We start from the raw sequence: 23168 nt of genomic DNA on the forward strand, positions 1-23168 counted from the left end.
AGATAAGTTTTTTGAAATTTTTATGAAGGATAATATTTAAATAAATTGCATATCATTTATATTCCACCATCTGTTATTGTCCAATTGTTTGGTGTTCCTGTTAAGATTGCTTTTGATGCTGACGCTGCTGCAGTATGTTTTGCAGTTCCGAAAGTGATTGATATAGAAGGTTTAACTGGACGTGAACTCCATCCATTATATATTGCATCTAGATTTGTAGCTGAAAAATTAGTGGAGGTCTTTCCAGTCATAAATCCCACAAAATTTGTTACATTTGAAATGTTCCAACTACCAATATTTTGATTAAATGCTGTTGCACCAAAAAAAGCATTCTGCATGGATGTTATATTTGTTGTATCCCAATTACTTAAGTCTTTATTAAACATCACTGCACCATTAAACATTGCAGAAAGATTGCTGACGACACTAATATTCCAGCTTCCAATAGGCTGATTAAATACTAATGCTGTAGAAAACATAGAATTAATGGCAAGTGTTCCGGTTGTTTTTAAAGTCCAATTATTAATTTCAGGGCTTCCTCCATTGTTAAATGAGGTCGCATTTTGAAACATTGAACTTAAATTAGCATTGTTTGACATATTCCAATTACTTAGGTTTTGATCAAAGAGAGAAGCACCGCTAAACATAGCGTCTGTTCTTGTAACCTGTACAGTATTCCAGTTTCCAATGGGTTGATTAAAATTCTTTGCATTGCTAAACATAGAATTCATAACTATATTAGATGTAGAATTTAGTATCCAATTATTTATATTAGGACTTCCACCATTATTGAACGAAGTTGCACCCCCAAACATTGATGAGAAGTTTACCACCTTGCTAACATTCCATGATCCGATATTCTGATTAAAAGAACTTGCTGCGATAAACATGTTGGACATATTGGTATTATTGCTCATGTTCCAATTACCAATGGGCTGATTAAAGGTAGTTGCATTAGAAAATAAGTCATTAGTAGATGAGACTGCAGCTGTATTCCAATTTCCTATAGGTTGATTAAAAGATGTTGCTGCAGTAAATGTTCCGCTCAAAAGAACTGTGCCCGTAGTTTTTAAGTTCCAATTATTTATATCAGGACTTCCGCCATTGTTAAAAGCACTGTTAAAATTGAACATTTGACTAAAATTGCTACAATTTGAAACATTCCAATTACCAATATTTTGATTAAATTGATTTTGAAACATATTTGCAAACGAAGTGGCCGAAATGGTATTCCATGTATTTAAGGGCTGATTAAAAGCAGAACTCATAAACATTGCACTAAAATCTGTGACTTTTGAAACATCCCAGTTAGATATATCCGAATTGAATGATGATGAATTAAAACAACTTGCCATTGTAGTGACGGCAGAAGTATTCCATTCATTAACTCGTGCAATTGATGATATCGAAGAACAGCCTCTAAATGAATTTACAAAGGTTTTTACACCAGTTAAATCTAAAACGTCTTTAACAGAATCTAATGTTAGATTAGCGCACCCATAAAAGTGAGCAACTACATCCCCAGGATTAAATTTACCCCAGTTTGAGACAGATAATATTTTTAATCTGTCTCCTGTATTATTAAACTGCCATCCTTTACAAACTCCTGTTATTTTGATTACATAATCGCCTGCAGCTGTATAAGTATGTGTTGTCTGTGCTTGATTCCAAACAGTTATATTATTGCTTGTTCCATCACCCCAATCTATTGTAAAATTATAACTTCCGACTGCTAATAAAGGCAATCTTATTTGATTTGAAGTACTTGAACCTGTAGAAGTATTTGAAGTTCGCCAAGTAGAAATAAAAGAATTTTTAGTTCTACCGAAAATTGTGTTTTGTAGTAAAGATCCCATGATGAAATAGTAAGTATAAAGTATTGTAGTAATGATTCTTAAGTAGAAGTAAATTTGCTTTTCAATTGTAGTTAAAGAAGCTTTCACTGAACAATTGTATTATAAGTGTATGCTGCATTTATATTACTATCTCATCATTTGTCTCTTATTATGATTTAATAAGATGATGGGAAATTTATGTTTTGCGTCATACATAAGGTTTACATTTTTAATTAGTAAACAATTTTACGATCTCCAGTTGCCGTTTTGTATTCACATCCTACAGGAAGACCTGCGGCAATAGCAGTAGAATTATCGGCATAAGTTGGCATGTTTAACCAAACCAAATAGCCATTTTCATCAATATAACATCTTAATGTTTCTGCCTGTAGATTTGTTCCCGATGCTGTTTTTTGACCTGTTATAAATTGAATTCTCGATTGACCAGCACCTTTTCCAATGCCTGCTTTTTGTTTTAAGATTCCTCCATTTAAATCAGGAAGACCGGCTGAGTTAATGTAAAAACTATAAATATCCTGTAAGCCTGCGCCAGTATTTACCCATGCGGTAAACAATATTGTTTTACAAATTGCTAAAGTTGCACAAGCGAATCCAAAAGAAACGCCCAAACTTATAGCAGAACCTGAGCCACCTGTAAATTTATAGACAGCAGTTACAGAAGAGCAATACAAATCTCCAGCAATTCTATCCCAAACAATTCCGTTCCAAGATTGAAAAGTACTGTCCATTTGAGTAAAAACTCCAGTACTATTGGTTTGTTTGTACATATATCCGTTACCGCCGCCCATAGAATTATTCCCTCCTTCTGCGATATAGATATTATTATTTAAATCAGAAGTCAATGACATATAATTACGAGAAGGTTCGCCAATGTCGATAAAAGAGCCAGTACTATTTGTCTGTTTATAGATTTTACCCGAAAATGTACATGCGTAAATATCTTTGTTAGGCGTTATAGTAATTCCAGTTCCATAAAATCCAGCCGGTAAGGAAGCATATAAAACAAAAGCACCAGTTCCGTTCGTTTGTTTATAAATATTCCTTGCTTGATTAATATAATAAACATCACCAGTAGGAGATTCACATCCTCCCCATATACTATTACCAGTAATAAGGCCAGTAGCATAAATTGAAAACGAGCCCGTACCTTTATCGAATTTATACATAACTGTTCCTGCACATGCATAGACGTTATCTGAATAATTAGATGAAAAAATTGAGGTCGCCGTAGCTGGTAACCCTGCGCCCATTTTTTTAATTATCAATTGTGTCTGAGAACTGCTTGTACTGCCTCCTTTTATAACAAAATCAGTTCCATTAACACCAGAAGCAGCTGTTTCTGATCCTATTACGTTAGAATTTTTAATCGAATTGAATTGTAAGTCTAATTCTGCGGTATTGTAATTATCAACTACGATTTTTGAACCTGTGTCTGCAATTCTACTATTACCTAAGGTTGCACCATATAAGCCGTACTTTGGGATAGAATTTTGGCTGCCAGTGGTTACAATATTTGGGGAGATGTCAGATGTCATTGCTACAATACCATCTTTGTTTGGTAAAGTATAAGTTCTTGATGCTGTATTTGCATTTGTAAAAAATGAAGTAAAAGTATTAGCAACATTTCTTATTCCTAGTTTACCAGCAAGAAATGTTTTAATTCCTGATACATTTTGATCATTGGAAATTCCTAAATACAGTGTGTCAAAATAAGTTTTAAGAGTATCTTTAATATTATCTATTAAATCTTTTAAAACTTTACCTTGCCTAGCGTCTAATGCTTTTCCTTCAACATTGTAGTCCAGGGCATTATAGTTTTGAGTTTTTACACTCTCAATATCTTTAAATTCTAATTCGCCATTGTCATTAGTAGTTAAAATTTTATCTCGCTCATTTTTTTCTAAATCGGCTACTTTTATTCTGTTATATTTTGTACTCATTTTTGTTTTATTTAATTGGTTAAATTTCTGTAAAAAATACTGGAAGCACTTTACTTTGTGGAAAGTGAGATTTTGTAAAGTTTTTTGTTGTAAGGAGTTATGATATGAAATAATTTTAGATTGTTATTTAAACTACAATTCGCATTTCTCCCGTTGTCGTCCAATAGATTGCTCTTGGAGGCAAACCTCCAGCGATAGCAGCTGCATTATTTGAAAAAATTCTATCGGTACCAACAATTATATTTCCATTTTCATCGATTTCGAGTCTGATGGCTTCTGTTTGCATATTTGTTCCTGAAAACGACTTTTGTCCTGTTATAATTTGAACTTTACTTTGCCCAGTTCCTTTTCCTGTGCCGCTTTTCAATTTTAGTACTCCGCCATTTAGATTACTTACACCAAGTGCATCATTATTTTGAAAATATATAGTTGAATTAGACCAACCATACATATAGACATTATTTCCACTGGCAGTTAGAAATGAATATGGAGATGTTATACCTAAAGGACTTTGGAAACTTGAATTAGAAAAAGAAATGCCGTTATTAATTGAAACTGCAAAATATGGTATAATACCACCGTATACGTTTAAGGTATATATTGTCCCGTTAGTCAATACGCATACAGAACCTAAAGAAGTATTTGAATAGATATTCACCCAAGCTCCAGTACCACCTGTTTGCTTTAATAATCCAACTGCCCACTTTGCAACATATACATCTCCATTTGGAGCGCAAGCAATATCTACATGAGCACCAGATGCAACTGATTCTGCTATAAAATTACCTGTATTATTTAGTCTTTTATATATATAATCATTTCTATTCCCTCCTTGATCTGAGTAGGCACAGATCGCGTATAAATGGCCAGCTGAATGAAATGACATAGAATAATATGTTCTATTAGTGACACCTGCTTCTAACACAGGTGTACCAGTTGCATTAGTTTGTTTATATAGACCGTTAGCAGTTGCAATGAATATATCATTTGTTGAATTTATAGCTATAGAATATACAATTACTCCCATGTCTCTATGAACTATAAAATCTCCAACACCTCCAACTTGTCTATAAACTGAATTACCAGCGCCTAAATAAACATCGCCATTTGGTGCAGCTTGACCTTTTCTGTTATTTTTTGGTGCTTGGTTAAGATTAACAAAACTAGCTGTTAGTTGATAATTAATCGTCCTACCTGCTGTAATTGTTAAATCTTTTCCAACTGTTGATGAATCAGAGTCTTCGATTCCAATTTCTCTATTTCCTTGATAACCTAACGAAAGAGTTTTTGTTGGAGTAGTAACTGTATCAATTCCAGCATAAGTACCTGTATCAATAAATCTACTATTACCAAGTTGTGTCCCCTCTGTATTATTGTATTTTGATAAGTAATTTTGAGCTCCAGTACCTACAATGTTTCTAGGTAAATCAGAAGTCATAGCTATAATACCATTTTTATCTGGAAGAGTCCAGGTTCTTGATGCTGTAACAGTATTCGTAAAAAATGAAGTAAAAGTATTTGCAACATTTCTTAAACCTAGTTTACCAGTAAGAAATGTTTTAATTCCTGATACATTTTGATCATTGGAAATTCCTAAATACAGTGTGTCAAAATAAGTTTTAAGAGTGTCTTTAATGTTATCAATTAAATCTTTTAAAACTTTACCTTGTCTCGCATCTAGTGCTTTGCCTTCTTTTGTATAATCTAGCGCATTGTAACTATCAGTTTTGATATTATTAACATCGCTAAACTCTAACTCACCACTAGAATTTGTTGTTAAGATTTTGTCACGTTCATTTTTTTCTAAATCAGCTACTTTTATTCTGTTATAATTTGTATCCACTTTTATGATTGATTGAATTAATTTTTAGTATGTCTTTTAGAATCCAGCTTAAAAAATTTGAACCCAAATTGATTAAAGCTGGATTTGTTTGATATTTCCTTTGCCAAAATTTGATTTAAATCACAGAGATTTAAAAAAGTAAATTATTTTTAGACTGTAGAAATCCAATTTTAATTTATGGATTTGGATTTTCTCCCTCTTTATAATTATGAGTTAAAATTCCATTTGCGAAATAGGTATGAAATGGATTTAATGTTAAAGGGAAAATTTTTCTTTTCTCTAAATTAATTCTAACTGATGTAACCGGAATAATTTCACTATTAATAGAGTACAAATTATCTCCAACCTGAATATCTCCAAGAGAGATAAATCTCCACAAACTATCGCGTTGAATAAGCTGTAAGTGAGTTGGAGTAGCCTCTAACAATCCGTCGTTTACAATTATTGTTTTATATGCATCTTTCTGCGTTAATTTAGTAATTGGCGATGTTATTCTTCTTTCCAACAAGGAAGCAGAAGACCATTTATATAACTCATTAGCATTATTGGTATCAATTAATGTTTCAATTTCGGCAGAAAGAAGCAGTTGTTCCAGATGCAATTCCTCAATAGCTTTTTTAGAACCATCTGGAAGCGTAATCAATGTGCCTTCAACGAAACAGCTTCCGCCGCCGCCACCTGGTCCTCCTGTAGAATTATCGCCTGTAGTTTGAGAAGTTATATTACTTGGGGTTGATAAACCAGCTGCGCTTCTTGTTGCAACCTTATAATAATAAGTAGTATTGGCTGCTAATGAGGTATCTGAAAATGATTTTAGATCTGGAATATTTATAGATCTGTATGGTAACCAATCACCATTTAAATCAAGAGTTCTATATAATTGATATCCTGTAATTCTTACATCATCATGTGGAACAATCCATGATAAATTTATAGTCATTCCATCACTTGAAATAGTGCTGGAAATAACCGGGATATTAAGTATACACGTCCCTAAATTATTGGCATAAACTTGTGCATTTTCTTCCAGCCAGGCAATGGCTTGATTATTTGCGTCAGTAATACTAATATCAGATACGAACTGATTTACATAAGCGGTAAGTGTTACTTCTGATCCGGCTTCACCTTCTGAGCAATCATTTTTTGTTATAGTTTTAGTTTGTTCTGTATTATAATATCGTGCATCTTGAGGACAGCTTGTTGTGTCAAAAATTGGTGCAATATAATCCGGATCTGTTACCACATTTGGTTTTGTATCTCCCGTAGAAGAACCATCGTCTTTATAGTATCTTTCTAATAAAGTAAAAGATTTATATCCTGTATTTGCCATGTTATTTAATAAGTTATTACGACTTTTGCTGTTGAAGAGTCTACATTATATGTTATATATCCAATGTTTGTAACTTCATTTACATCGTTTACCCACTTAGGTGGATAAGGAATCTTTTTCGAAAAATTCAACTGTTGTATTTGAGAGCCGTCTATGTTAATAAAATCAAATCCTAGTTTTTCCATAGTTCCTCCTGAAAAAGTCGTTATCTCAATATCTATATTTCCACTCCCAAATTGACCAAACCAAGCAGCAGCCATTCTAACCGGAATCGATTTTAAAGAAATATTATCAGATGACAATTTGTCGAAATTAATTAAGCAGGCCTCAACGCCGTTGTTTTCTTGATTGTCTCCAGCATACATAATATAAGATTGGGAGATATTGCTGTAGTTTGGTAACTCAGTTCCTTGGCCATGACCATATCCCATATATTTATTATCCCAAGGAGTTCCTGTGTTAACAAATCCGGTAAAAGTGTCAAGATCTTTCCCTGCACCTAAAGCCCATTTGTATCTTATAACCATGTAGTCGAAAGGCTGTAAGGTTGTTGGTGGTTCAATTACGCACGAAGGATTCACACCACGCCAAGCTGTTTCTCTAATACTGCAAATCCCTTCATTGTTTGCATAAGCCTGTACATTCGCTCTAAGCCATGATTCAGCTTGTTCATTTGCATCGGCTATACTTTCAGTTGATATAAATTTATTGGCACTTGCAGTTAAAGTGACCAGATTTCCAGCTGTTTCTTTAGAACAATCATTCTTTTTAACCGCTAATGTTTTTTCTGTATTATAAAAAACCACCTCACCTTCTATAGGAGTATAATTATCTAAATAATTAAAAGGTTTATATGTTGTATTTTCTTCCATACATTATGTTTTAATAAATAATAATGTTGTCTTTTGTTTTCTAAAAACCATTAGAAAGTCATTGAACAATTGTTTTTATTATGATGGTTGTGTAGGCCAGACAATAGATGTTAAGTCATCGAGATTGGTTAAATCCCTTAATGCCTGTCTGTAATTTTTCCATTCTGTTTTTTTCTGTTTTGAAAGAGGAGAATCACCTAGTTGAGTCCAGTCACTATCAGTTAACAATGTATCTCTGGTTGTTCTTAGATTTTCTAAAATAGTATCCTCGTTCTGTACGAAAGCAGAAAAGGTATGTTTTCCATCAATTACCTTGTAATTTTTAGATAACGCTTGCTGCCATTCTTCTGTAGTTAATTCAATATTTGGCTGTGGAATATTTTCATGAATCCCTTCAACATAAAAGCCTGTGTATTCTCCATCTTTGTTGTATGTTCCTTTATACATAATTTTTTTATTTTAAATTTTAGATTAGCGTCCAATTGCAAACATGTAACCATAGTTACCGTCAATAATCGCCTGATATGATGTTTTTGAAAGATTAGCGACATGATTAAAACCTTTATTCCCAGAAGAATCTCTAATAGTAGATAAGACCACACTAAAAGCTCCCACTGGCCAGGCAAGAGGAAAACTGTAGCTTACACTGCCCGATGTTAAATAAGCCCATTGTAATATTAACCCGTTACTAAGTTTTTGATAACCGCTTGTTGTTAACATATCAAAACCAGAATGTCCTGCATCATAATCAGAAGCTGTAGAGGTAGAAACCGAGCCATCTGCCATAAGATATTCGTTAGAAGCACCGCCAGTTTTAATGAAACTTTTACTTTGCGTATCTCCGTTGAAAGTTTTATTTCCATCAATAGTTTGATTTGTTTTTAAATCAACATATTTTGATTTTAATTGCTGATCATTCAATGATATTGAACTTGCAAACCAATAATCTACTTCAATATTACGGTTGCTTATAACTTCAGAAAACGTAATGACATTAGTGCCGTCAACTATTGAATAGTCTTTATCTTCTCTAAGTAACTGCCCATTTTTGTAAATTTTTACACTGTATTTTAGAGGTTTGTTTTGCAGCACAATAGTATCACTGCTAAAATCATCGGCATTAAAATTTTCTTTAAACGGAATAGAAGATTTTCCATACATTGAATCAGAATCTTCCAAAATTGGATTCATATTCTGATACCAATAATTGATTTCAATATTTCTGTCGATAATTCCCTCAGGGAAACTAATTTTTGCATGATCATAGTCTAATACATAATCTTCATCTTCCCCTAATAATTGCCCGTTTTTGAATACTTTAACACTGTTTTCAATAGGCGGATATTCTAATTCAATTAATGAGCCGGTATAATCATCTCGATATTCTTTTAAAGGGAAGTAACAGTTACCGGAAATAATTCCTGAATTTTGAAAAACTGATCTTAAAAGTGCGGGAGTAATATAATGTTCGTTAGATGTACCAGTTTCAACCATTTGAAAATCGGCTTTGTCATCTTGTTTGTGAACGAAATTGTCAAAAATTTCGACGAAATCAGCATGTGATGGAATATCTCCATTATTGAATTTGCTGTGAAAGTCATTTCTGCTTGTTGCCATGTTATTTAATTTTATTTCTTGCTTTAAATGTTTGTTGAATAAAACCTGATTTAAATACCAATGAGGTTAGTCATTGGTATTTCTTGGTTTAAAGAGTTAGAATTTTTTCTTCGCTGCTGAACATACCTGATGAGTTTTCAGAAATTACTTTGAAGTGATGGTAAATTCTTTCACCATCTTCATTTTTAATTACTAATTGATCTGTTCCCAGTTTAGTTTCCTGCAGAGGTAAATTCACAATAATTTCATTAGATGCTTTCTCGTGAATTTTTTCCCAGTTGCCTTGATTATTCATTTTATACAAATGATATTTACCATTATGAACTGTTTTTTCCCAGCTAAAAATTACTGGTTTAAAGATTTCTCCGTTTGCTCCGGTTTCGATTCCCGAAGCTTCTAATACTGGAGATTCTGGCGAAACATTATCTGCAATTATAGTAGCCGTAATTTTTGATGGCTGCGAAGGAGCATAATCAATATTAACAATTCGGTTTAAGTCAGTCGAACTAGGATCTTCATATTCGATTTCTCTTGAAACCGTAATTCGGTAAAAAAGACCATCTCCAAACGGAACAGATTCCAGATCTTCAAATTCATCATAAACCGTCCAGACATTATCAAATTCATTTGATAGTGTATCTTCGTTAATTAAAACTTCTTTAACGGAAGTCATTGTTCTTATCGATTGCGCATCCTGCATTGAAAAAGCACGATAAATATTAATTTTCTTAATGTTGGATGTAGGGAGATAAGCATTTAATTCAAACTGAATAGCCGGCTTAATTCCTAAAACCTGATTTTCAAGAACTGGCATAATTCTCTTGATTTCCGGCATTTTAGGCGGAGTTGAAGAAACCAATTTTACAGGCCCTAAAAGATCACTAAATTGGCTGAAATTCATTTTAATGTCCATTTCACGAACAGCGTAGAAATAAATACTCTGCGAATTTCCATCAAGATTAAAATCTGTAAACTGTGTTATATTTTCAGTTTCGTTTACGATTTTCATCATTGGTGCAATATCAAAATCCGTGTCAGTTGGTTTTAAGGCATGACCATTTTTATCTTTAATAGTTTGCTTTTTGTTAGTTGGAGTATACGTTTTCCCTTTAATGTGTTCATAAATAATAGGTACTTCTGTTAAAGGAACAAAAGCAGATTGAATCGCTTCTTCAATAAAATGGACAGCCAAAACAGGATTTTCAACTCCTTGAGTAATTAAAGCCTTCTTAAGAGATACTATCGAAGTAATGTTTTTGTCTTTGTCTTTATCAAGAACTGTTTTAGGTAGTGAAGCATTATGCCAATTAATAAAATCATTAATTAGTTTTATTAATTCTTCATTATCCGGTAATGGGAAAGCAAAGCCTTCAGGACTATTTTGCGGAAAGGTTTTATAGTGACCATCTGTTTCAAGTTCATTAAAGTTTAAAAAGTTTTTCCATCTGTCTCTAAAATTAACTTCATCGTTTCCACCAAGTTTTTGTAGTTCTTCATGAATCGTTTTTATAGTTTCTCTTTCATACAGAACATTTAAGAAGCTTTCTTCATTGGCTCTGTAATGCAATGCTCCATAAGGTTTGCGGTCTTTTTTATATCTTGTTGTAAAAGTGAAAGTCGAACGATTGTAAAAATCTGGTCTTGTAGCATAATAACTCTCGCATTTTACCTCTTCTGGTTTTTCTGGTTTTTCAATTTTAACAGCATACATCGGACTAGGAATACTAATCTTTGATTTGTATTTCAAATTTGGTCGCATAGCACGGGTGCTAATTCCGAAAATAGAGTAGTGTGTACTTTCATTTGCTCTTGGCTGAATATTTTGTTCATTAATTCCAGATGCAGCATCAGCGTACAGGTAAACTTTATAACTAGGATAGTAGTTTACCTCTTGCTGTCCGATAATGATTTCATTATATTTATCATCCATTATCTGATTCACATAATCTCCTAATTTGAAATCGGTATCATTAATATATAAAACTAAGTCTCCTGTTTCACCAATATTTTCTGTTCGAACAACTTTAAATTCTTTTCGTGATTCTACGTGAATTGTACTTCCAGCTTTCACAGCACTTTTTCTAAACAAACGAACAATACCATTAGACCATTCTACAGAATTTTCGTTTCCGTTTTTGAATTGAGGATGTTGAGGTAAATGAAAACCTGGGAAAGTTATTTTGTATAATCCTAGGTGTTTTTCTATTAAGTCTTCACCTACAGCTAGAGGAATAGGATCTTCGTTTACATCTAATTTATATGTTCCATCTGCATTCATTTCATAAGTTTTTTCCAAAACCCTTTCAATTACTGCAGGTTTAAAGATTCCTCTTGTTTTTTCCAGTTGTAAATCTTTTGTGTTTTCGCTTTTTGGCTGAATAACTTCACGATGAATCTCCTTAAGATAAGCTGGGTATTCAACTTTAAAATCAATTCCCGGTTTATGCCAGTTAAAAGATGACTGCATATTCTGTACAAGAGTACACAATCTGTTTTCAGGCGTAATTATTGGCTTAATCTGATCAGAATCTATCGTAGCATCTCCATCTGCGTGAACGCTGTCACTAACTTCTTTTTTCAAGACTTCAATTAGTGCGTAATCAAAGAGCACATCAGTACCTACTGTTTTGGTAATAACTTCAATATTTTTAACAACATAATTTTGATCTCCAATAGTCAGGATTCCTCCGTCATACTTTTCTTTGTTGTCTTCTGTTAATGAGATTTTTATTTCCTGACCACTGCTTAAGACTTTATATTCTTTAATTTTAATAATCGAAGTCAAATTATCTGTGCCATTATCAATAATGTCATCAATAGCACCATATTCAACTTCTGGAAGTCCATCTTTGTAATACAGTTTAAAATGATCTGCAAATATTTCTTCCGTATCAGGATAAATGCTGTTTTTGTCATCTTTTGCTGCTTCAGCAGACATATCTGCAGGAAGTGTATAATTTGTCAATTCCTGAGCTGAGTAATAATCAAACAAGATTCTAACTAATGTTTTATCAGTTCCTGTAATCTTGCCAAGACGTTCTTGTTCAGAAGCTGAAGTAAACATTAAAGGACTTTCGTCTGTAATTAAAAGTGAGTTGATATTACTTGGCGGCATTAAATTGTTTGCCGGTTTAATATCTGATTTAATACTTATTTGTCTTCCTGTTGTTGCTCTGGAGAAAATATTAATACCATATCCCTGGTAGATATAATTTTTTTCGCCTACTTCTTTCTGACGGATATTTATAATCGATTTTCCAGATTCAGGAATAATAATTGGTACAGACTCATAATTCGATTCTTCAAGATTTTTATTGACATTTTTGTATTCTACATCATGTGATAATTCCGGTTTTACCCAATTGTCATCCAACTCTTCAACTTTATAATCAACTCCTACGTAAACAGGAAATGTAAAAGTACTTCCATCATATTCTTCTGGAGATTTAAAGAAATCTTTATCATCTTTACTAACGTCATAATCCATGACATCATCCATAAATAAACTTACGTATCTTTTCTTTCCATCAAAACTGTACCCTTCCGGATCTGTAATGTTTGCAGTCTGACTTTCATCAGAATCCATATTTAATCCCGGAACAATTTTATTTAACTGCACAGGAAGAGACTGACGTTCTGTATTTAAAGATGTTGGAATACTCATAGAAAGATGCTGTCTTTCTTTTGCTCCAGCGCCATCCAAATCACCCAAAGTGGTATATTCTGTTAAATAAACAAATTCTCCGGATAAAACTTCGTCATCCATGTCAATACATCCCAAGCCTAACATACGTGCAATATGATAATCATTTGCTGCAATGTTTAAGAGTTCCAGATAAGATATCCTCGTGAATTTATCTTCATCTAACTTTTCTTCTTCTGTTAAAGTTCTTCCTGCATCAAGATCTCCAAAATTGATTATTTCAGATGCAGTTGGATTATCAGCTTTTTTACTTAATTCAAGATATTGATTAAGAATTTGTTTAATGTTTTTATCACTTTCATCAGTTGGAATTGTCAACCTATTCCATTTATCCTTATAATTAGCAATATTTACATAGTCGTCTTCATTATACTTTAACCATTTTCCGTGAACTGCATTCAGCTTTGGTTCTAATTGTTCAAAAACTTTAGTATCATCATCGCTTAGTCCATATTTTCCTTTTAAAGTCCAGTCTCCAGTTGTATTTGCCTGCGTGATAAAATCTGAGTAAAATTCAAAATGGATTGAATGTAAAAGACATTTATCAGCTTTCAATCGAATACTTTTTCCGTTTTCAGAAACCAAACGAATATTGTCTATTTGAGATGAAGAATACGTTTTACGATTTGAAACTCTTTTTTCGGAAATAAAATTATTTTCGGCAACAGATAGCGTTTCTAACCTTACTTTGCTCGAAGTGTTTACAGATGAAAAGTTTAGTTCAGCAGCAAAAAATAATTCAGATTTATTTTCAATTTCGATCAAATTATTTCCATAAGCCTGAATAAAATCAGCAGGATTAACCAGCGGATCTATAGCAAGTTTAACCGATTTATACTTTGTTATATTATGAAAAGTGACATAAATTGATCTCGTTGAATTGAGAGGTCTGTAAATCCATAATGCTTTTTGATTATCAACAACATTTGGTTTTTCACTTAAATCTAAAACATGAGTTTTCTTGATGTAAGGAGCTCTGTAAACTTTTACGAAGTCATCAGGTTTATTAAAATTAGATGCCTCGTCAGTGTATAAATCTCCTTTAGGAAGATGTTTTTCTCCTAATTTTCCAGTAAGCATCCAGCGAAGGTGAATTCCTTTTGTACTGTCAACTCCTCTCGATCCGGCAGCTGCAATTTGCAAATAAGTAGACTGCAGATTTGTTTTTGACGGATCAATATTAATTACAGCAGATCCTTTACCAACATTAAAGTTAATGCTGAATCCGGCATTGTTTTTAACGTTGTCCAGAAAAATTGGAGCCGAAGAATTTCCAAGAGTTAATGGTTTTCCTTCAATTAGAATCGCAGCATCAACCTGAGCCGATCCGGGAATTGTAACAGCATTTTGAAGCCTGAAAATCAAACCATTTAAACTGCTTTTTTGATGAATTCTTGTTCCTGCACTTAATGTAAGCGGAACACGGCTTTTGTTTCTAAGAGTTAAACTTCCGGCTGCTTCCTTTACTTTTTTTCCTTTCTTTAAAACAGGATAAGTAATTTTATTTTCAATAATACTTACATTCGAAATACAGCCCGTTTGAGCATTATTTAAATCAGTAATAAGTTGATTTAATTCTGACTCTAAAGTGCTGAAATCAATAACCCTAAGATAATCTGAATCTAAAGCAGTAAGTTTATCTGATTTTAATTTTGGTGTTCTTCCCAAAAACGTATTTAACGGAGTTGTTAACTCATTTTCGCTGCCAATTTCACTTGTAACACCATAAACAAAAACCTGCGATTTTAAGTTTAACTCTGTGAATATATCTTTTAAGAATTGAGAATTGTTTACCTGAACACCATCTGTTACAACAAAAACAATATCAGGAGTAATAGCCAGATTCCTGACTTCATTTAAACCAGAAGCCCAATAATCAGACTGAATAGTAACTCTGCCTTGACCAAATAAACTAATCCAGTCTAAAAAATCCTGTTTGTTATCTGCAATTTTTTTCTGGATAACATTATCGGGTCTAACAGCTGTATCGCTGTTAGACATTCCGATTAATGAAAGGGTGATGTTGCTTTGGGAGTGAGAATTGATAAATGAAGTCAGCCCGCCTCTAATTTGCTGTGCTTCATTGGAGCTAATCGAACCCGATTCGTCAACAACGATTGCTATATATTTTTCGCAGCCAGAGAGTTGGCTTTCCTGAAGATTTATAGAACTCATTTTTTTCTTGTTTTTAAAGATTTGTATTTTCTGATAGTTGTACCTCTATGTTTTGCTTGACAATAGATTCTGTTAATGCTGTTCCCTCATTTTTCCACATTCTGTAATCAAACTGAATGTTTAGGTTTTCCTTTGGAATTATTTTGCTGTTTAGCATAATTAAAGCCTGTGAATAATCTTTAGAATGCAATACTTTATATCCTGTTTTAGGATTTAGTGATTCATCAACAACTACAATTGAATCCTTGATTTCTTGCAAAGGCATTTTAGGAATATTAAATGGCTCTGGATTACGAACTAAAAGAGCGATGATATTACCAGTATTTGTGTCGATAATTTTATTGATCTCGGTATTTTGTGCCGGATCAAGAGGAGACATTTTTAAGATTCCTTCAATGGCACGGTCAAATGAATGCTGGTATTTTGATGCCATTGAATCACTTAATGTGTTAGCCGTATTTTCTACAGAAACCAAATGATATAGGCTGTCAATTTGTTCCTGAACTAAATTAAGTTTGACATCATATAATGCTCTTTGTGATTGATCTTCACTTAAATAATAACTTTCAATTTGTTCTTTGAAATCTTTGTAACGAGAGGTCTGGAAGCCGAATTGGTGTACCAATACGTTTTTGCTTAAGCTGGTAGTTCCATTTTGTGCATCATCAAAAAAGTTATTTACTAAAACTGTATAAAGTTTAGAAGGTTTTAAATCAGTTAATTTTACTTCGTATCTATATGATTTTGGTTTTAAAGGCTGGCCCCAATCTAAAGTACATCTCATTGCTGATTTATCAGTAAGAATGTTGTTTATCAATTGAATACCTAATGGAATTCTAGGATCATTATCGTCTTTCCAATCATCAATTGTTTCAATTGGTTTTGGATATGCTACTTCTTCATTTTTAAACGGATATTCGATAAGCAAATCAGTCAGAGGATCTTTAATGAAAAGATTTATTTTTCCTTTTATTTTAGGTACATTTTCAGTATTATATGGTCCCCAATCTTTAAACATGTGATATGTATAAGGATTTGTAAAAAACAAAGAAACTTTGCATTGTTGATTTCCATAAAACGCAGGTTTCGATTGTAATAAACTTCCATCAGCATTTGGGTAAGAGCGGTTGTAATCTAAATATTGTCTTAATGAAGTCAATGGCGATTTCGACAACTCAGTCAATTCGTTTTTAACTGGCGGCTCTTCACCAGGTTTTACAGGCTTATCAGGAACAGGATAATGGCCTACAGGTCCTAAAGTTTTAAATCCATAGAAATAATTAAAATCTTTTGTTCTATCATCATCTACAGTATCGGTTAAAGTGAAATCCAAACAATACGTTGTATTTGGTCTCCAAATTGGCTGAACAGTATGTTCTACTGCAGTTTTCATTGCTTCTCGATCGTCTTCTACAGCATCGATTTGAGGAATGGTTGTATTATGGAAATAACTTTCTTTACTCAGCCATTCAACACTTTGAATTGAAGTTGTATAATCCAATTCAGGATCTTCTTCAGCATTTCCGTTAGAACAAATGATCTCATTAATCGAAATTAATTTTGAGTTTTTTGGAGCTCTCATATAATTTACTTTTTCAACTAATGAAATTGTTGTGAAACTTGTCATTTCAGTTGTTAAAGCTGATGCAGAGGTAGTTATGGTAACAGTTTGTTCAGGATATAAAGAACAATTATTAAACTGATCTGTAAACAATGAAAAATAAACACCTTTTTCTTTTGGTTTAGATGAAAGCATCAGAATTTCATTTTGAGAAGGTTCATTTTGAAGATGAATAATCGACGCATTTTCTACATTGCTTCCTCTTTTAATTAATCTTGTAAGTGCTAATGCTGAACTAAATACAAATAAATACTTTGTGTTATAAGCAACAATCGAATTATCTGCCAGAGTACTGTTTGATAAATAAATTGGAGAATCAAAAACCGTATCTTGGTTTACAATATCTAATGAATTTCCTGTAATTTGAGCTAAACCAAATTTTTCATTTGAGAACTTAATAGTAACTAAAACTTTTCCGTTTGCAACAACAGCATCAATAATTTCAGATACCGAAGGATCAGAAATAACTTTTGTATCCATTACCTCAATTGCATTTGTGTTGGTATTAAGATTAAAATGAATAATCTTTTTGTCTTTAGTAACTAAACTAAACTCAGCAGCATTATGCTGCAGCACTTTAAAGGCGCTTCCATTTACTTTTACACGCTTAATAAGAGCACGATCGGTTCCGTTAATCCAATTAATCTGTGTTTCGGTTTCTAATGCATTAACCCAAAGCAATTCGTTATTTGCAAGAGGCAATACTTTGTTGAATCCTAAAGAATAGCTGTTTAAATACTGTACTCCGGAACTTAAATTCAGTTCATCATCAAGCTCCGTAATAGTCATCGCAGCAATAGGAGATGTACAGCCAATAATAAGATCAAAATCAACAATAGCTTCTCCAATTACTTTACATTGCTTCGCATTCAATGCCTGAGTGATTAGTAAATTATCATTTACAACCTGCATTGAAGTAACAACTCCGTTTAGTAAACGTTCTCTTAAAATAGCTCCTTTTGAATCAATGTGTAACAAAACCGTTGTATCAACTTTCGGATGAAAAGCAATAATGTAAGTGTTATTGAATTTAATTACTTTATCAAAAGCATAAGTATTTTTTCCTTTATAGCCATAGTAATTAGTAAAAGTCAATTTATTTGGAGCACCTACAGATGGATTATCATTTCCGGCATTAATTTTTAATGATGCTAATTCAGCTAATAATTCATTATATTTAGTCATATTACCAGGTAAAGAGATAGAAACTTCACCCGTTTCACTGCTATATGTCTCGTTAAATAAAGTGGCTATTTCATTTCTAATTTCATAAATACGTTTTGCATTAGGCGATAAAGGAATAATTACAATTTTATCAATTTTAGTTTTTGATATTGGTTCAGTTTCTTCACTTAATAATTTTATACATTTTAACAATTCAGCTTTAGTATAAGTTAAATCATATTGGGCTGTATCAGTATCTGTTTTTTTAAGTTTAATTGGCTTATATGAAACTGATTTTGCATTATCTTCTGTAACAGCAGTAAAGGCTTTTATAACAACTTCTTTCGCCTGAGTTGTTATTTGGAAAACCGGTTCAATTGCTGAATCCGGGAAAATAACTTCTAACTGATTATTGTTTTTGAAAGACAAAGATTTATTGTAACCATGTGGGTTTGTTTGTCCCGAAATACTCATAAAATCTAAACCTTCAATTGTATTATCTTCAGTGATTTCTGAAAGTTCTCCAATTAATTTAAAAAACAATCCGTTGATTTTATCTGCTTCATGTTGAGATGGAACATAATAACGTAAACCAATTTTCTTGTTAAGGAAATCAGTATGTTTTGATTCAATTGCCACAGAAGGACAGAATAATTTAGATGAAGTGATTCCGAATTGTTCCGGAACGTGCCATCCAGGTTCAGCTGCACTTAAGAATGAAAATGGATTGGTTCCTAATACACGAATACTATCATATTGATCAATTGCCTTCTGCCATTGTGCCCAAGGTAAATTGCTTAAATCTTCTGCTGCATCAATATTTTTTACAGCTTCAAATGGATAATAATCTTCCCATGTTGAACCATTCCATGATTTTATATCAATAGATTTAATTGCATATTGATGTTTCACCTGACGTGGTTTCTTAGCTGTTTTAGGATTATCGTCTTTTGGAGGCATAAAATCGGTATAGTTTTTAGCATCGCCGGTATAACCTCCAATTTTGTGTGACAATTCAGGATTTGGTAATACTCCTTTTGCCATTTTAATATCGATGTATGTATCTAAAGGAATGATTTGTGTAATAAGTTCTGCTTTAGGCATTCCATTATGAAACTTATTTGGATCATAGTCATTATCATCTGTTGATTTGAAATAATCAAGTGTAAAAGCTTGATTGGTAAGCATGTGAACTCCTTTTACATTTTCTAAAGTTCTGTTGTCAACTCCATCACCAAATGTTCCTTTAGGCAGCGGGCTGTAAGGTGTACGATCAACAACTCTGTTAATATCCCATTGAATTTCGACTACAAAGTTTTTACGGACTCTTATAAAACCAATTTTTACGCGAACACTCAACTCCAGTTTAGCATAAATTAAGAATGGTTTAAATGATTCTACAGAGAAAATAGTATCTAAAACAATCTCGACATTAATGATCCAAAGTTTAATTTGAATACCTCCGCCGGCCGTAATATATCCACCCATTTGCGGGCGTTTGAACGAAATTTTCCCTCCCAATTCTAAATAAGCCCATAATCTTACTTTAGCAGGACCAAAACTTTTATCCAAATTGAAATCTAATCTGGCACCGGCTTCAATTCCCTGAGCCGAAAGCATAATAAAGGCTTTAGCACTAAATAAGGTCAATATATCGGCTTGGATAGGATTCTCTTTTGTTCCAATGTTTACATACCAGGGCTTTTGATTTTTAAAGAAGAATCCGGCTTCTAATAAAGCATGAAGTTTAAAGATTTCTCCACTGTCTTTTGGAATACTAAAGTCTGCTCCGGCTGCCAGTTCTAATGAATCATCACCAAATGCAACCATTGCAAAGAATGGAGGATTACTTGGATCATCTTCAATAAGTCCTAATCGTCCGGCAACAACATTTAATCCAGCTTCGATATAAAATAACGTAGGCAGAGACAATAAAAGCATTGCTCTTAAAGACAATACATGTCCGCCATCTGCAACGGTTCCAAAAGTAGCTCCGGCTCCAATAGAGAACGGAGAGTTGTATTGCATAGAATCTGGCGGTCCGCTGAATTTTCTAATATTAATACCTGGTTTTGGAGCTTTGTAAAACTCATACCAAGAATTATCTTTTTTCAATCCTGCTGCTTCTTTTGTCGCCACATATCTAAAACCTAGCAAACCTCTAAAAGCAGAAATAGCAAGAAATCCAAGTGGAATAGGAGTAGGCAGTTCGATATGAGCATCAATTAAGAATGCTGGATATTTTGGCATAAAACGCATTCCAACACCACCAGAAATTTTTGCTTTTGGCAGTTTTAAACCAACTTCACCAATAAATTCCGGTGATTTTCCAGGTTCAGGAAGCGAAATCATACCATTAATGATTGCCATTGCAGAAGCTTCCGTAGCTGTTCCCGGAATGATTAAGTCAACTTCAATAGTCTGGATTCTTAGGAAAGATTTTGCTTTACGATCGTCTTCATCATTGCCATCCGTAGGATAATAAAATTTCACACCTTCTCCACGAGCGTCAACTCCAAGTGGGTTGATGCTGATTGCACCGTCAAAGCCCCAGAAATTATATTTACGGCCGTTAATTTGGGTTGAACCAAAACTAATATTGGTAACTGCCATTTGAACTGGTCCAAGATTTACAGAAAGACTGATAGGAATAGGAATTGATCCTCCTTCAACTTCAATGTTTCCATCGCTGTAAATACGAAGTTTTTCAACATCAAAGCCCTGACCTTTCATAAGGTTTCCAATTAAAGAGCCTTGAGGAAAAGAAATATGACATGAAGTTCCTATATAAAAGTCATCGTCTTGTTTTCCTAGTTCGAAACTGTTGAAATCAAATTTTACGAGATCAAATAAATTTGCTGTAGGTTTATTTTCTTTAGGGAATGAAGCAGTAAGATTGAAGTCGCCATCATCTTGTAAGTGACCTTCAAGATCTATTTTAAAAGCATCGTTGCCCTTTTTGAATTTTTCAATTTCTAAGGCACCCTTAATATTAGAGCCAATTACTTTGTTTTGTTTAAATGAAATATCAAACTTATTGAAACCAATTTTGAAGCCTTTATTAGACGAGCCAATTGTTTTCCAAAGTGTATTGTCGTATAACTCCAATAAAAAGTTCTGATAATCTTTAGCCTCTGTAAAAATATAAGTTGTAGAAGCTTCAATAGTTGGTGAATCTACCGAAGAAAGTGTTGTTAACGATAAAGGATAATCAAATGCATAAGGAGTTTTTTTAGTATTTAATTCCTGTAAAAAAACAAGTAAAGAGGCATAATCCGCAATTTCTTTTTTATTTGCCACACCACTTTGATCTTTTTCGAACATTGTGATTGGGTAATTAAAATTGAATTTGTCATTAAAATAATTGAATGCACCATTTGCACTTGGAACTGTTTCCAGATAAATATTCCCCGAAAGACCGCCAGAACCCACTAATAAATCAGAAGCACCAATTTTTAATGTTGGAGTTGTATTTAGTGGATTTTCTTCAATTTTGTTAAACCATTTTGATGGCAGGGTAACTGAAACGGCACGCGCATAAACTCCAACGAAATCATTTGGACGTCCATCAGCATCAGCTTCAGGGATGTTGGTTTTTTTGCTTAAATCTACTTTTAAAGTATCTAATTGAAGAATTAAACCAGTATTGCCAATCATGGCATACTCTGATGGTTTTAATGATCCGCCTAATTCTAGTTGATACCCAATTCCTTCTTCAGTATCAGCATACAATTGTGCCTGACCAAATACAAACATTGATTTTGTCGTTGGATCCGAAAGAGACTCACCTTTATCTGTAACAGGTTTTAAAATGTTTTGAGGAAACTCGATACCAGCACTTAAGGCTAAAGTTGCTTTTGCCTTTGGTGTAATAATTCTTTTAATATGAGCTTCGATGCCATCAGGAACAATAATGTTGTAGAATTCCTGTAGTTTTTGTTTTGTTGCGCTTAAATCTGATTTTAAGATATAAGTTGCAAATAATAATAGAGAAACAGAATCTGTAATTGCAGGATTGTTTTTAATAAGCGTAATTACAGCATTAATAGATTGTTCAGTTCCTTCTGGGAATTCTAATTTTTGTACTCCAGTTAAATTCTCAATATCATTAATATCTTCTAAAAGCTGTTCGTATTTTGTTTTTCCTTCTTTAGCTTCAACAAAAATATTCAGCATGTGAGCCACAACTTGTTCTTCGCTGATGCGGAAAACTTGTAATCCTACCGAATAAAAATCTTTTACTGAAAAAGAAAAATTGCTTGAACTGAAAGTTTTTAGAAAAGCTAAAATTTCCCACTGATATTCTAACGTAATTGGGAATGACGAAATAGACGAATCGCCATCAAGATCTGGATTAAGTACTAGACCTAAACCAAATGGCAGGGGAATCGCAAGTTTTTCGCTTGTTACAATATCAAGACTGTAAAAAGCCGAGTCGCCGCGATATCCTTTTGAATATTGTAAGTTTTTGTAATGAATTTTATTGAAAATGTCATTTAAGCCATTTTCTACAAAGGATAAAAACTCCGGTAAGTCATCTACGGTAATTACCTCAGATAGTCGAGGATAATACCTTGCCGTAGGAATTGGAGTCGCTGGAATTGGATTAGTTGGCATATTCTAATTTGTTTTTGACTTTAATTTTCGTTCGTGTTTTTGCATGATTAAATTCTTGTTTTGATAAACCAAATGAGGTATTCAAATAATGAATCGATTATTTGATGACCAGGTTTACAGTATTTTTTGATTTAGATAATGCCTCGAAAAAAGCAGCTGAAAAATTGATTTTTTTTGCAGTATTTTCCTTTTGATAGTGTAAAGATCAGCCTAAAAAAGAGGTTTAAAAAACAGCTGCTTAGTGGTTGAACATTGGTGTTCTGGGGCTTTACAGAGTTGTAAAGAGAGTGGAGAGGATCAGGAATAATTAGATAAAAAACGTACGCTCAAAATTTTATAAATTTCTTCTTTATGTCTTTTTATTTAAGATGCAAGCATCTCACTTATTGATTATTTTAAATGAGATTCTGAATCGACAGAAAGTAAATTA

9 protein-coding genes are annotated in these 23168 nt (G+C 33.0%); all 9 read right to left on the reverse strand.

Annotated elements, in window-relative coordinates; translation table 11 throughout:
• Window positions 1-56: 56 nt before the first annotated feature.
• The 9 genes from APR43_RS18155 to APR43_RS18195 all read right to left on the reverse strand — a co-directional run bounded on the left by APR43_RS18155 (window position 57) and on the right by APR43_RS18195 (window position 22738).
• The gene (locus APR43_RS18155) at window positions 57-1943 is read right to left on the reverse strand and encodes a BspA family leucine-rich repeat surface protein (protein ID WP_123959161.1); all 1887 of its coding nucleotides are present in this window, start codon (window positions 1941-1943) and stop codon (window positions 57-59) included.
• A gap of 125 nt (window positions 1944-2068) precedes the next feature.
• Complete coding sequence (locus APR43_RS18160) at window positions 2069-3796, reverse strand: hypothetical protein (RefSeq protein ID WP_053471152.1); 1728 nt, start codon at window positions 3794-3796, stop codon at window positions 2069-2071.
• Window positions 3797-3923: 127 nt separating this feature from the next.
• Window positions 3924-5639, reverse strand: a complete 1716-nt coding sequence (locus tag APR43_RS18165; protein ID WP_053471151.1) for a hypothetical protein — start codon at window positions 5637-5639, stop codon at window positions 3924-3926.
• A 175-nt stretch (window positions 5640-5814) separates the two neighbouring features.
• Window positions 5815-6969, reverse strand: a complete 1155-nt coding sequence (locus APR43_RS18170; protein WP_053471150.1) for a DUF5977 domain-containing protein — start codon at window positions 6967-6969, stop codon at window positions 5815-5817.
• Window positions 6970-6974: 5 nt separating this feature from the next.
• Window positions 6975-7841, reverse strand: coding sequence for a DUF5977 domain-containing protein (locus APR43_RS18175; protein ID WP_053471149.1), 867 nt, complete (start codon window positions 7839-7841; stop codon window positions 6975-6977).
• A gap of 78 nt (window positions 7842-7919) precedes the next feature.
• A complete protein-coding gene (locus APR43_RS18180; RefSeq protein WP_053471148.1) occupies window positions 7920-8288 on the reverse strand; it encodes a tail fiber assembly protein in 369 nt (122 codons plus the stop codon).
• Between the two features lie 24 nt (window positions 8289-8312).
• Window positions 8313-9458, reverse strand: coding sequence for a hypothetical protein (locus APR43_RS18185; RefSeq protein WP_053471147.1), 1146 nt, complete (start codon window positions 9456-9458; stop codon window positions 8313-8315).
• An 88-nt stretch (window positions 9459-9546) separates the two neighbouring features.
• On the reverse strand, window positions 9547-15336 hold the full coding sequence (locus APR43_RS18190; RefSeq protein ID WP_053471146.1) for a vWA domain-containing protein: 5790 nt from the start codon (window positions 15334-15336) through the stop codon (window positions 9547-9549).
• A gap of 13 nt (window positions 15337-15349) precedes the next feature.
• Complete coding sequence (locus tag APR43_RS18195; RefSeq protein ID WP_053471145.1) at window positions 15350-22738, reverse strand: hypothetical protein; 7389 nt, start codon at window positions 22736-22738, stop codon at window positions 15350-15352.
• Between the last annotated feature and the right edge of the window lie 430 nt (window positions 22739-23168).

It is taken from the genome of Flavobacterium sp. NLM (assembly GCF_002210235.1).
GTDB classification, from domain to species: domain Bacteria; phylum Bacteroidota; class Bacteroidia; order Flavobacteriales; family Flavobacteriaceae; genus Flavobacterium; species Flavobacterium panici.